The sequence below is a fragment of the Microcoleus sp. AT8-B5 genome, from assembly GCF_036705565.1.
Classification (GTDB): domain Bacteria; phylum Cyanobacteriota; class Cyanobacteriia; order Cyanobacteriales; family Microcoleaceae; genus Microcoleus.
This window is the reverse complement of the sequence record NZ_JAUBUY010000018.1, coordinates 1-12,845: the sequence shown is the minus strand read 5'-3', so window position 1 is coordinate 12,845 and position 12,845 is coordinate 1. Positions and strand designations below refer to the sequence as shown.

The window sequence follows — 12,845 nt, the reverse complement described above, 5'->3', positions numbered from 1 at the left end:
GGCCCCAACGCGAGGGCTTAACGGGAGAAACAAGCTAATTACCTAGCAAATTAAGGACGCTGGATAATTTCTTCGAGTACCCGGCGCTTCGCCTTGGAGTCGATGCCCAGCAAGCGGACGTACTCGCCGCTGTGTTCTTTGAGACAGCTTTCGAGGGCAGAAATCACTTCGGATTCGCGGTTGGATGCGATCGGGGCGCAACTGCTCCAAGAACCGGTGCGGAAACGGCGCGCGTCGGCGTGTTCCGTGCCAATTTTGTAGCCTTGGGAAAGCAGGTTGCGGATTTGGTCGATCGTCTTGCCGGTCAAACTGCCGCTGCTGGCCGAACCAGTCGAAGCTGCTTTGTATCCCGATGTTGCTGCAGGCTTAGCCGATTGAGCAACTGGGCCGTCGGGACGCTGAATAATTTCTTCAACCACGCGTCGCTTAGCTTTCGGGTCAATCCCGATCAAGCGCACGTACTCACCGGGGTACTCGTTCATCACAGCTTCCAAAGCGGCGATCGCCTCAGATTCGTTTCTGACTTGCAGCGAAGCCCCGCTTTGCCAAGAACTGGTGCGGAAGCGGCGCGCGTCGGCGTGTTCCGTGCCAATTTTGTAGCCTTGAGCTAGCAAGCCCCGAACCTGAGTCACTGTTTCGGCACTCAATTTTCCGCTTGACACGGAACCGCTATTGTGGTATGAAGCTTGTTGTGCAACTTTACCGTTAGATTGGTGAGTTTTCGCACCGTTAGAACCGTTAGAGCCGTTGTCTCCCGGTCTTTGGACGATTTCTTCTAGTACGCGGCGCTTGGCTTTGGTGTCAATCCCGATCAAGCGGACGTATTCTCCTTGGTGTTCGGCCATGCAAGCTGACAAAGCCGCGATCACTTCAGAGTCACGGGTTGAGGAAATCGGGCCGCAAGTACGCCAAGAACCGGTACGGAAGCGGCGTGCGTCGGCGTGTTCGGCTCCCACGCTGTATCCTTGAGCTAGTAAATTACGGATGCTATCGGCAAGAGTTGAACTCAATTGGGTGCCGGCATGGGTAGAATATTTGGTTTGAGTCATATTTGGGTTTTTAGTTTGCTCGTTGCGAATTGGTGCTAGACAGGCGATGTTCTCAGCGCAGCGATAACCCGTTCTCAGAGCGTCATTGATGCCGATGACATGGGTCGCAAATTGAATGTCAGAATCTTGAACGTCAGGCAAGCGATCGGCTTGCTTCTGATTAGTGATGATGGCTCCCGAAGGTACGTACTTACCGGGGGGAATCTCCACATCTTTAATTAGTACGTGCATCATGACAATGCAGCCGTTGCCCACTCTGGCATTGAACACCGTGGAGCGAAAGCCGATAAAGCAGTTGTCGCCCACGTAGGCCGGGCCGTGAATTAAACTCATGTGGGTGAGGGAAGTATTTTTCCCCACCCACACAGAATAGGATTTGTCGTCGTCTCCTGTGACACGGCCTTGTTCTAGGCCGTGAATCACTACTCCGTCTTGAATGTTGCTTCCTTGTCCGATATAAAAAGGAGTGCCTTCATCGGCGCGGATAGATGTCCCGGGGGCAATCATCACATTAGAACCGATATGCACATCCCCAATAATGTTAGAAAAGGAATGTACGAAGGCGGTGTCGTGAATTTTAGGCTCAGCCAAGTTTTTCGACCAAGGCGTCGGGGGAGCCGCAACGTTGCGGACTGCCATAAATTAAGTTCTCCTAAGCTGAAAAATCTTTTTGTTAGTTGTTAGTTGTTAGTTGTTAGTTGTTAGTTGTTAGTTGTTAGTTATTTTTCCACTAACTGCTAACTGCTAACGGTTGCAACTAGCCGTACGGGTCGTCTTTTTTACTGTAAATGAGGCGGTTTTCTACATTGACAGTATCTATAATGCCTACTACTAGAGCATCGATCGGACGGTTTTCGCTTCCGGGCGCGATCCGGGCTGCGCTGCCTCGGGTTACTAAAACCCATTCATCTATACCAGCGCCCACACAGTCAGCGGCTACCTCATAGCCGGGAACTGGCGAACCTTCCTCATCGATGAATTGCAGCAGTAGAAATTTCGATCCTCTCAGTGTCGGCTCTTTTTGGGTACTGACAACTGTGCCGAGAACTTTGGCCATTTGCATTTTAGGTAATAGGTAATAGGTAATTGGTAATTGTCATTTTTTCACTTAGTCACTTGTCGTTTTTAGATTTGCTTTCTTCTGTCTGCTCTGCGTCTTTTAGAGTTTTTCGTCTAGTAACTAATGACTCGCCAGAAACGGGTAAAATTCCCCACTTAAGTGGACGAGATCGAAATTTTAGACTAAGAGTTCAAGCTCCCCAATTCAATGCGAGAGTCAATCTAAAATCTAAAATCTAAAATCTAAAATCGACGGACTCATGATTCATGACTAATAACCAATATCCCATGCCCACCTCAATTAAAAATTAAAAATGCTAAATCAAAAACATCGCGATTTTTAATTTTTAATTACCAAACGCCCCTAACAGCCGTGAAGCGAAGCTATCCCGTAGGGAATCGCCTATCTTATGATCTGTTGAGAGGGCGAATGCCACTCACGCCTTCACGGAACTGTTCTACAGCTTCGGTGTAGCGAATCGGCAGCACGTACTCTAAGTTTTCGTGAGGGCGGGCGATAATGTGGGTGGACATCACTTGTCCGCCGTTAACGCGCTTCACTGACTCTACTCCGGCTGCGACAGAAGCTTGCACTTCCGAGACATCTCCTCTTACAATGACCGTAACCCGAGCGCTACCGATTTTTTCGTAGCCTACCAAGGTGACGCGGGCTGCTTTGACCATCGCGTCAGCGGCTTCTACCACTGCGGGGAAGCCTAGGGTTTCGATCATGCCAACTGCAATTGCCATTGGTTTTACTCCTGATTGAATATTTGGGGAACTAAACAGTTAATTTTTGACGATCGCACAAATTTTTCTTTAACGAAATTTTTGTGCGCTAAGAACTTAGTAGCCTCGGAACTGTTCTACTGCTTCTGTATATCGAATCGGCAGAACGTATTCTAGGTTTTCGTGGGGGCGAGCGATGATGTGGGTAGAGACGACTTCTCCGCCGTTGACCCGCTTGACGGATTCCACTCCGGCTGCGACTGAGGCTTGGACTTCCGACACGTTGCCGCGCACAATTACGGTGACGCGGGCGCTGCCGATTTTTTCATACCCCACGAGGGTAACGCGGGCAGCTTTGACCATAGCATCGGCAGCTTCCACCACAGCGGGAAAACCTTTTGTCTCAATCATTCCCACGGCAATTGACATTTTTGAATCTCCTTTGAGGATGAGCGAAATTACCGTTACAAATCTTTGAGAAATCTAAAAATTTGGACGGGGAGGCCCACATTTTTTAGTAAGGCAGTGTAAAGCTTCCTATCCTATAAGAATAGGGGAAGCTGTCCACCTTGACAATATAAACTAACATCATAATGTTTAATAACAAAAATTAAAATTTTTTATGTTACTTAAAATAATTTCATATTTATTTAATAATCTTAATATTTAGAGGGGTAGATACCGAGAGCGAGGGGGGATTAAAGTAAGTAAGAATACTCATAAAGTAGAGTTCGGTATGCGAAGCCGGAGCCGATCGCTGGCAGGAAATTAGGGGAGTTCAAAATGGGGATCGCGGGTAAATAGCCAAAAAAGGCAGTCTTGGCCCATCGGCAGACATTTTTTTCTTTGAGTGCCTCCTCTGCTCAGCTTATAAATTAGTGTTGAGATAATTATCAGTTTTGATGCTTTCATGTATAGTTAATCTGGACTGCAAATTATTTTGCCACAACTATACGATCGGGTTTAGTCAAAGTTTTAGGGCCTCGCGCGATCGCCCGCTACTGTTTTTGTATAAAAGCAGCCAGTAATTTCAAGTTTAAGGCATAAATTAAATGACTCAATTTCTCCTCCAAGCCTGTTGGTGGGTACCTTTATATGGCTTAATAGGCGCAATTTTAACTTTGCCGTGGTCTACCGGCACCATTCGCAGAACAGGCCCAAGACCAGCAGCTTACTTCAATTTGCTGATGACAGTGGTGGCTTTCATACACGGATCAGTTATTTTTACAGCGACTTGGGATCAACCGCCGCAACAGTTGCTCGTGCACTGGGTGCAAGCAGCCGATTTAGATTTGTCTTTTGCAATAGAAATCTCCACGGTCAGCGTCGGAGCAATGGAGTTAGTTACACTTCTGAGTTTGCTAGCACAAATTTACGCTCTAGGCTACATGGAAAAAGACTGGGCGCTAGCTCGATTTTTTGGGCTGCTCGGTTTTTTTGAAGCAGCAATTAGCGGCATTGCTATTAGCGACTCACTGCTTCTAACTTACGCTTTATTGGAAATGCTGACGCTTTCAACTTACTTGCTAGTCGGGTTTTGGTACGCTCAACCGCTGGTAGTAACAGCCGCTAGAGATGCGTTTTTAACCAAGCGTGTAGGAGACGTGCCACTGCTGATGGGAGTAGTGACGCTTTCAACTTTAGCAGGAAGTTTGAATTTTTCCGATTTAGAAACATGGGCGGAAACTGCAACTTTGTCTCCCCTAGTGGCGACTCTTTTAGGTTTGGCTTTAATCTCCGCCCCTACAGCCAAGTGCGCTCAATTTCCCTTCCATTTGTGGCTCGACGAGGCGATGGAAGGGCCAAACCCGGCTTCGATTATGCGGAATACGGTAGTTGTGGGCGCTGGGGCTTATGTTTTGATTAAACTTCAGCCTGTTTTAGCGCTGTCGCCCGTGACGGATGGGGTGCTGGTGGTTTTGGGGGCGGTGACGGCTGTTGGCGCTTCCTTGGTGGCGATCGCCCAAATCGACCTCAAAAGAGCACTATCGCATTCTACCAGCGCTTCTTTGGGTTTGGTGTTTATCGCCGTGGGGCTAAATCAAGTTGACATTGCTTTACTGTTGCTGTTCGCGCACTCGATCGCCAAAGGCCTATTATTCATGAGCGTAGGGTCAATTATTACCACAACTAACACTCAAAATTTAACAGAAATGGGTGGGTTGTGGTCAAAGATGCCTGCCACGACTACGGCTTATTTAGTAGGCGCTGCGGGGATGGTAGCGTTGTTGCCTCTGGGCAACTTTTGGGCGATGCGACGCTGGCTCAACGGTTTTTGGACGGTGCCTTTGTGGCTGGTAATAGTGCTGCTTTTAGTTAACGGTTTGACAGCCCTAAATTTAACCCGCATATTCGGTTTAGTGTTTGTGGGAAAACCGCAGCCGAAAACTCGCAGAGCTCCAGAAGTTGGTTGGCCGATGGCTTTGCCGATGGTAATTTTGACAGTGATGGGGCTGTTGGTTCCTTGGATGTTGCAGCAGTGGCAACTGTTAATTAGTTGGACTGGGCCTTGGGCGGAAACGGGAGATTTTGATACTTTAAATTTGCTGTTGAAGACGCTGGATACGCCGCTGTTGCTGTTATCTGGGTTGATTGGCGTTGCGGTTGGGGTAGCGATTTATTGGTACGGGGTTTTACCTCGACCGGTACGGCTGCCGGTGCCAGCGTTGCAGGATTTGTTTGCTTACGATTTTTATATCGATCGAGTTTACCGCTTGACTGTCGTTTGGGCTGTGGCTTTTATTTCTAAAATCAGCGCTTGGACTGATAGGTATGTGGTGGACGGGGCGGTGAATTTGTTCGGTTTTGCCACAATTTTCAGCGGTGAAGGGTTGAAGTACAGCGGCACCGGTCAGTCGCAGTTTTATGTGTTGACTATTGTGGGGGGGGTTGCGGTGTTGCTGGGGTTGATTATTTGGCAGTTTTAAACAGCAGAGGTTGGCAGATGAATTTTTCGGGTTTGTCTGCTTTTTGTCTGATGTTATTTAATTTTAAACCGCAGATGAACGCAGATGATTTTATTCTGGGTTTGTCTGCTTTTTTATCTACTTTTATTCAAACTCGATCGGCCACAATTCGATCACTGGAACTTCCCAACCGGGCAAAAGTTCGGGAATTGAAATCATGTCGCCGTCTCTCAATACCACTGGATCTGCTTGGGGAGTGTAAATTGTTATTGTGCGCTTGTCAGGGTCGATTAATATTCCTACTTTGGCTCCTAGTTCGATAAATGATAAAATTTTTTCTCGCAGGGGTTTGAGGCGATCGGACTGAGATTTGATTTCTACAACTAAGTCGGGAACGAGTTCGGCAAAATACCTTTTACTTTGTTTGAGGCGATCGGCGGTTACAAACGAAACATCGGGTGCTGTAAGATTTGAATTGGGGAGAATAAACCCGCCACTGGACTCAAACACTCGTCCAAGTTTGCGGGGTTTGACCCAGTTTAGTAAAAGTCTGACTAACTCTGCCCCAATTTCGCTCGATACAATGTCTGATGGGCCCATAAGGATAATCTTCCCGTCTACGAGTTCTAATTGGTAGTCTAGATGCGCTTCCGAGAGTATACCTTGCAGTTGTTCCAAGTCGGCAACGGTGAGGCGGGTGGAAGGAGAACCGGATTTAATTTGCAAATCTTCTCGATCTGTAAGACTTGAGGTCATAGGAGGATTCCAGACACATTTGAATCTATGTTAACAAGAAAATGGGCCGATCGCTTTTTTATGCAGTTGCTTTGCGTTAATGTTAAATATATACCAATCCTTGCAGGAGTCGTAATTTTTTTACCCCACCCCAACCCTCCCCGATGCCTTGGGGAGGGAGTAAGAAATTCACAAATGATTTAGGATTGCTATATCTCTAAAAACTGCGTAATAAAGGAAAGTTTTAATTGATGCTCAGTGCTTTAATCTGGATACCTATGTTGGCCGCTGCCCTGATTGGGATCTGGCCTGGTTCAGTGAGTTCTAAAATAGTTCGGAATGTAGCGATCGCCATTGCGGGTATAACTTTTATTCTCTCGGTGATTTTGGCAGTTCAGTTTGATGCCAGTACCAGTCAGTTGCAGTTTGCGGAATTCATTCCTTGGATAGATGTTTTGGGATTGAATTACAATCTCGGTGTTGATGGTTTGGCTCTGCCTTTGGTAATTTTAAATACTCTGCTGACAGGAATAGCTATTTACGCTACGGATGAGTCGATCCGCAGACCTCGACTTTATTATTCTTTGATTTTGTTAATTACCGGCGGCGTAACAGGGGCTTTTTTATCTCAAAATTTGCTGCTGTTTTTCCTGTTTTTTGAGGTAGAATTGATTCCGCTTTACCTGTTAATTGCGATTTGGGGAGGCGAGCGCCGGGGTTATGCTGCTACTAAGTTTTTAATCTATACTGCATTTTCGGGAATTGTGCTCCTGGCTGCTTTCTTGGGTACTGGTTGGCTTAGCGGTGCTTCGAGTTTCGATATGGTTGGTGCAGCGGGCGCATCGCATTTACAAGGAGGATTGCCATTGCCTTTGGTAAGGCAAATTGTTTTGCTGGCAGGGGTGTTGCTGGCTTTTGGAATTAAGATGCCTTTGGTGCCTTTTCATACTTGGCTGCCGGATGCTCACGTAGAAGCTTCGACGCCGGTTTCGGTGCTGCTGGCGGGGGTGCTTTTGAAGCTGGGAACTTATGGGATGCTGCGTTTTGGTTTGGGTTTGTTTCCAGATGCGTGGGCGGTGGCGGCACCTTGGTTGGCGAGTTGGGCGGTGGTAAGCGTGCTTTACGGGGCGAGTTGCGCGATCGCCCAAAAAGATATGAAAAAAATTGTAGCTTACAGTTCGATCGCTCACATGGGCTACATTTTGTTAGCTAGCGCCGCAGCTACTCCGATTAGTATGCTGGGAACAGTTTTGCAAATGGTTAGCCACGGTTTAATTTCAGGGCTGCTATTTTTGAGTGTCGGCGTTATTTACAAAAAATCCGGCACCCGCAACATCGATGTGCTCAAAGGTTTGTTCAATCCCGATCGCGGTTTGCCGATGATTGGCAGTTTAATGATCCTCGGCGTGATGGCTAGTGCCGGCATTCCTGGTTTGGCTGGATTTATTGCTGAATTTTTGATATTTCGGGGCAGTTTGCCAGTGTTTCCCCTGCAAACTTTGCTCTGCATGATTGGCACTGGTTTAACTTCAGTTTACTTTTTAATTATGGTCAACCGCGCCTTTTTCGGCCGCCTTTCTGATGTGGTGGTAAATTTGCCGCAAGTCCGCTGGGACGATCGCATTCCTTCGCTGGTTTTAGCAATAATTATTGCCATCATGGGAGTGCAGCCGGGAGTTTTAGTTGCTTTGAGCGAAAAAACTGCGATCGGAATGGTTGCTAATGTGCCACCCCAAGTTAAAGTGATTGCTCAAAACTTGAAATAAAATATGACCTAAGTTTGTAGCATCTGACATCTTGCAGCAATATCAATAAGAGGATTTTTCGTGGGGTCGGGCGGGCTTATATAACCTATTTGCAAGCTTTAAGGCTGTTGGCGAACCCGCCCCTAGGGCTAATTGAGAATGGTGCAAGATATCAGTAGCATCGGACTTTAGTCCTATGGCAGTTTTCAATCCCATAAAATACAGCAGACTGCTGTAGGGACACGGCACTGCCGTGTCCCTACCTATTCCATTCATCAGTGTATCCGTGTTCAAATCCGTGTCGTGCCTTCCTTCAATTAAGGTTAAATAAAAATGACAAGTACCGTATTAAAACCATCTTCCCATCCCCTATCCGCATACATTGACATCTTGGAATCAGGCAAAGCTTTACTGCCTGAATCTACGGAAAATGTAGTTGAAGTTGTCGGCGTACTGAAAAGTTATGCTATTGTTTTAGATGCCTATTCTCGCAATCTCAACTATATTGCAGAAGAACAGTTTTTAGTGCTTTTTCCGTTTTTTAAATATTTCAACGGAGATGTGACTCTGCCGAAATTAATTCGCTATTTGTGGCACGATCGCATAAATTTTGAGTATGCTGAGTATTGCATGAGAACAATGCTTTGGCACGGCGGCGGCGGTTTGGACAGTTATTTGGATTCCCCGGAATTTAGCAGTTTGGTCGAAAAGGCGATCGCTGCTAAATTGAAAGGCAATTTTTTCATGCAGGGACTAAACAAAACCTTTCCTAATTTTTTGCCGGAACAAGTGCGGATGCTGGCTTACTACACCGGTCTCGGTCAGTTTTGGCGGGTAATGAGCGATTTGTTTATGGACTTATCTGATTCCTACGATCGAGGGGAAACTAAGTCTATTTCTGATGTAGTTGATTTTGTCAAAGCCGGTTTAGTCGCCGCCGCCAGCCTACCGATTACCTACAGCGTCAAGATTCACAGTCAAGTCTACGATATCATTCCGGCCTCGGCTAACTTGACATTTTTACCAGATGTAGCGGTGCCTTATGTAGAGGCTGTTTTCTTTCGGGGCACAGCTTTTTTTGGCACAGTTTCCTACAACGCTCAAGCCCATCAAATCCCGGAAAAACAAAAAGATTTTGCCTACGGGGCTTTGTTTGCTGATCCATTACCTATTGGAGGTGCAGGGATTCCGCCAACTCAATTGATGCAAGATATGCGGCATTATTTGCCGGAGTATTTGCACGCAGTTTATCGCACTAGCTGTCGGGGTGAAGATGATCTGCGGGTGCAAATTTGCCAAAGTTTTCAGAAGTCGATGTTTTGCGTGACGACGGCGACTATTTTTGGTTTAGCACCTCATCCCATGAATACCTCCGATCCAGAGGAAAAAAAGGCTAATCGCGCTTATTTGGAAGGTTGGATGGATCGATTTGGAAATTCTCGCTTGGAGTGGGCAAATCAGCCAACGAACAGGGCCTGTCAGTTGTTCCCCGAACGGTAGAAGGGCGACTGGTTTTTAGGGCGCAATGTCTCTCGGAGTTGCAAGAATATTACCTGAAGAAAGCAATTGCTTACTTTTGGATACCGAAAGCTCATTCTGGCGATCGCAATTATCTCACGTCCCGTAAAATAGCCGTTATCAGGCAAGTAGTAAAAACTTCAGTCCACAGACTTTTATGAGGACTGAAGTCCTCACTACCAAACAATTTTATAGTCATTTTAGCGCACCTAATATGACAATCAAGCATCCAGGATACCCGCCACGTGATTCATCCGTCCAGAAATAAAAAACCTGTATCAAATGAAACTTGCCGAACGTATTTATCCGTGCAGTCAATCTAAAATCTAAAATCTAAAATCTAAAATCGATTGACCTGATCAACTGTTTGTTTTCGGCTCATGGTGATTGCTTTCATAAGAGATATATCCGCTAACGCTTAGACTGGCAAGGACAGGATAAAGCACTTCTTATTTCCGAACTATTTAGATTCGGACTAAAAGACTCAGGCCGTGAGAGTCCGTGCCACAAGTTCCCAGCAAACCATAAGTTTCTGCTAAATCTTTGACTAAAGCAGTTTGTTTGGGACTCGGTTTCCAAGGATTTGGATTACCGTAAGCATAGTAAATTTCTACACCGTCAATGCCGCAACTGGCTGCTTCTGGGATTAGTTTATCTGCAGTCGATCGATACCGGCAAGGATGTGCTAGAACTGCTAAACCTCCTGCTTCATGAATAGCTTCAATTACCCTGGCTGCTGAATAACAATAGGTGCCTTCTGTACTTTTACCTCGCAAGTAAGGTTTGAGACTGGGATTTTGCGGATCGAAGGCGTAACAGAGAATGTGTACCTCATTGTTGAGCAATTCGGCATTAATTTCAGCGCCTGTCCAGAGACTAGGTGCTTCACTATTTTTGTCAGGATGGTTTAATTTCCAATTATCCAGCCAAATTTGAGCTTTAACGTAGCCTTCGGTGCTGTGGTGGTCGGTGATAGCTAAGCCCTTGAGACCGCGGGCTATGGCTTGTTCCATCAATTTCTCTGGCTGCAATCGCCCGTCAGAGTAGACTGTGTGCATATGAAAATTATAGGAACCCGGACAGCTATCGGCATCAATTGTCTGGAAGACTTGTTTGAGTGCTGAGATATTCTGGGCTTCTGGTTTGAGACTAGAAGCGGGGGACGTAGCGAAATTGACAGCCATAAGCGTTATTATAGAAAAAACTAGCTTTGTTTAATATATCTAATAAATTCATATGTTGCACCTGTGGCAATAGTCGGCTGTAGGATTGAAACATCTGGCTGATTGTGGCGTTCGGCACAAGATATCAATTCACTCGCACATCTTGCACAATTCTCTATCCAGCATTTTATCGTCGGGTGGGGGCGGGTTTATGAGATTATTGATTTTAGGCAATTTATAGTTGGTAAAACTCGCCTCTACAGGTTTGGGGAAAATGCCAGCAGATATCAATTACTCCCACAATATTGCATCATTCTTAACAACAAGCTTTCCGGCCTCTTCCACAAAGAGTAAATTTTCTTGTAGGGAGTAGGGTTGGGCACTCTTAGCCCGCCCTCATTTAAAAGTTTATGTAACAGTGATTCTAGTTTTTCAATTCAAATAATCTATTAGCAACATATTCCTTGGCGGAATGCCATACTAATTCAACTACGTTATAGTCCGGGCTATATTTTGGCAAAAACTCTATGATTAGATTCGGCATTTATGACGCTATTTTCTGCAAAGTCTCTGCTTTTATATGAAAACTAGCGTTGTCCAAAAATCTCACAAACTTACAGCCTTTATCTTGAAAGTCTTCCGCTAAATTTACTTGCAATATCCACTCGGCTTTTAAATCTTCATAAAATTTTTTCAGCACTGCATAAAAATTAGCATAATTCCCAGATGGAATAAAATATACCCGTTTTTTTTATCTTAATATCTTACTCCACCCATAACATTAATACGACTTTTTCGTCGCTCTCCTATGAATGTTACTTCGAGTTACTTTTATACACCAGTTCTTCCTTCTAATCACCCTTAAACTAAATGCACTATCGTTCTAAAACCATACCTGCAAAAGGTTTGGATATTACTTTTCTATTTTTAAATACTCCGCTAATTTATTTTTAAATCAACCCCCTTTATACCGTATATTGCTTAGACTCTAAGCTAGATTTAGCCGAAAAGAAAACATACTTTTTTGAGTTTAAAATCCTCCTAAATTGGGTACTACTCAGCTCTATTCCTGTCTGCTCTCCTAGATGTATTGCAAGTCTAGCTGTTGTCCATATTCCGAACTCATAACCATATTTCTCAGGCTCTATTTCAACTGTTTCTAAAAGTAAATCAATGTATTTTTATGTGGCTTTTCGGTAATTACCCTTCATCCTATTATCTTTAAAACTGTCTAAATTATCAGGATGACCATGAATGCGACCGTAGGCAACTTTTATGAGAGAACATCCAATTAGTTCAGCAGTCTGAGCTTGTGTATTTCCGTTGTTTAGTAATAAAAATATTAACGCTCTTTGTCGAATGTCTGGATGCTCATGGTCTTTTAATGCTTGTTGCAGAGTTTACTTTGTCTCGGAACTGAGAAAGTTTTTAGCAGGCATTCACTTTTTCTGAATATCATTATGTTATATTATACCAATATGCGTTTTAAATGCACAACAGCTTAGACACTTCTGTTGAGCTGTGATTGTGCCACCATTATAAACGCTGAAATCATCTGAGCTTAAGACCCCAGCAAATTCTGTACCCAGCATGGTTTCTAGTTCCACACGTCACAAAAGTATCCGCGGAATGGAATAAACAGAATCCCTCTCCACTAGCCGTCCATAGCCCTTCTTTAACCCCCATCAAACACTCTTAGCGTTTCATCTACATGAACATTTGATTGCACGCCCATTTCCACAGTGCATTTATAGCTGGCTTTACCGCTGCTGCTACTCGTTGATTGGTCTTTTGGAGTGTTCCTACTCCCACTTCTATCGTGTGATGGAGGAATCGAAGAAGCCTGACTGGTGGTTCGACTTTTGGGAGCGTGTCACTTTTGCAATGAGTATAAATACCCAAAAATACTAGGGCAGAGGTTTTGAGCTATTTTTGGGCAAA

Annotated in this window: 9 protein-coding genes and 1 pseudogene; 3 read left to right on the top strand and 7 right to left on the bottom strand. The window is 45.1% G+C overall.

Annotated features, from left to right (window positions below):
- Nucleotides 1–50: 50 nt before the first annotated feature.
- The 4 genes from QUB39_RS14285 to QUB39_RS14270 form a co-directional block, all read right to left on the bottom strand.
- The gene (locus tag QUB39_RS14285; protein ID WP_333053458.1) at nt 51–1,688 is read right to left on the bottom strand and encodes a ribulose bisphosphate carboxylase small subunit; all 1,638 of its coding nucleotides are present in this window, start codon (nt 1,686–1,688) and stop codon (nt 51–53) included.
- Nucleotides 1,689–1,806: 118 nt separating this feature from the next.
- The gene (locus QUB39_RS14280; protein WP_006635057.1) at nt 1,807–2,112 is read right to left on the bottom strand and encodes a EutN/CcmL family microcompartment protein; all 306 of its coding nucleotides are present in this window, start codon (nt 2,110–2,112) and stop codon (nt 1,807–1,809) included.
- 404 nt (nt 2,113–2,516) lie between these two features.
- Complete coding sequence (locus QUB39_RS14275) at nt 2,517–2,858, bottom strand: carbon dioxide-concentrating mechanism protein CcmK (RefSeq protein ID WP_006635058.1); 342 nt, start codon at nt 2,856–2,858, stop codon at nt 2,517–2,519.
- A gap of 96 nt (nt 2,859–2,954) precedes the next feature.
- Nucleotides 2,955–3,266 (bottom strand): carbon dioxide-concentrating mechanism protein CcmK, encoded by a 312-nt coding sequence (locus QUB39_RS14270; protein WP_006635059.1) that lies wholly within the window; start codon nt 3,264–3,266, stop codon nt 2,955–2,957.
- Nucleotides 3,267–3,889: 623 nt separating this feature from the next.
- Between QUB39_RS14270 and QUB39_RS14265 the strand changes: the two genes are divergently transcribed.
- The gene (locus tag QUB39_RS14265) at nt 3,890–5,764 is read left to right on the top strand and encodes an NAD(P)H-quinone oxidoreductase subunit F (RefSeq protein ID WP_333053457.1); all 1,875 of its coding nucleotides are present in this window, start codon (nt 3,890–3,892) and stop codon (nt 5,762–5,764) included.
- A gap of 123 nt (nt 5,765–5,887) precedes the next feature.
- On the opposite strand, the gene QUB39_RS14260 is transcribed toward QUB39_RS14265, so the two are convergent.
- Nucleotides 5,888–6,499 (bottom strand): Uma2 family endonuclease, encoded by a 612-nt coding sequence (locus tag QUB39_RS14260; protein ID WP_333053456.1) that lies wholly within the window; start codon nt 6,497–6,499, stop codon nt 5,888–5,890.
- A gap of 230 nt (nt 6,500–6,729) precedes the next feature.
- Between QUB39_RS14260 and QUB39_RS14255 the strand changes: the two genes are divergently transcribed.
- Both QUB39_RS14255 and QUB39_RS14250 read left to right on the top strand, forming a co-directional pair.
- Complete coding sequence (locus QUB39_RS14255) at nt 6,730–8,244, top strand: NADH-quinone oxidoreductase subunit M (protein ID WP_333209387.1); 1,515 nt, start codon at nt 6,730–6,732, stop codon at nt 8,242–8,244.
- Nucleotides 8,245–8,556: 312 nt separating this feature from the next.
- On the top strand, nt 8,557–9,723 hold the full coding sequence (locus QUB39_RS14250) for a CO2 hydration protein (RefSeq protein ID WP_333209389.1): 1,167 nt from the start codon (nt 8,557–8,559) through the stop codon (nt 9,721–9,723).
- 482 nt (nt 9,724–10,205) lie between these two features.
- Here the strand turns inward: QUB39_RS14250 and QUB39_RS14245 are convergent, their stop codons facing one another.
- Both QUB39_RS14245 and QUB39_RS14240 read right to left on the bottom strand, forming a co-directional pair.
- Complete coding sequence (locus tag QUB39_RS14245; RefSeq protein ID WP_333209391.1) at nt 10,206–10,925, bottom strand: PHP domain-containing protein; 720 nt, start codon at nt 10,923–10,925, stop codon at nt 10,206–10,208.
- Nucleotides 10,926–11,191: 266 nt separating this feature from the next.
- Nucleotides 11,192–12,301: pseudogene (locus tag QUB39_RS14240) on the bottom strand (IS630 family transposase).
- Between the last annotated feature and the right edge of the window lie 544 nt (nt 12,302–12,845).